At 38.1% G+C, this 310-nt stretch carries 1 protein-coding gene and 1 pseudogene; both read right to left on the bottom strand.

Annotation, left to right across the window (positions count from 1 at the left end):
* Window positions 1–62 (bottom strand): annotated as a pseudogene (locus C1G53_RS03390) (50S ribosomal protein L9); the annotation flags it as partial.
* 10 nt (window positions 63–72) lie between these two features.
* On the bottom strand, window positions 73–310 hold a 238-nt coding region (locus tag C1G53_RS03395), incomplete at its 5' end, for a DHHA1 domain-containing protein (RefSeq protein ID WP_238139096.1).

Consider the following 310-nt stretch of genomic DNA (forward strand, 5'->3'; position numbering starts at 1 on the left):
ACTTCCTTAATCTCACCCTTTTTACCTTGACCTTTAACATCTGCTAAAAAGATTACTTTCATATCTGTTCTCCTAATTTCCATTTATTTCTTCGCGGATTTTATCCGTCAACTTTTCACATACTTCTGCGATTGTCTGGTCATATACCTGAGCGGCAGCTAGGTTAAAGTGGCCACCTCCACCCATTTCTTCCATGATGCGTTGAACATTGATTTTATTATGACTCCTTGCAGAAATAGATACATACCCTTTGATATTTCTTGTTACAACGAATACCGCCTCAATTCCTGCCATGTCCAATATTGTATTG

The sequence above is a fragment of the Streptococcus suis genome, from assembly GCF_002960445.1.
Lineage (GTDB): Bacteria > Bacillota > Bacilli > Lactobacillales > Streptococcaceae > Streptococcus > Streptococcus hyiners.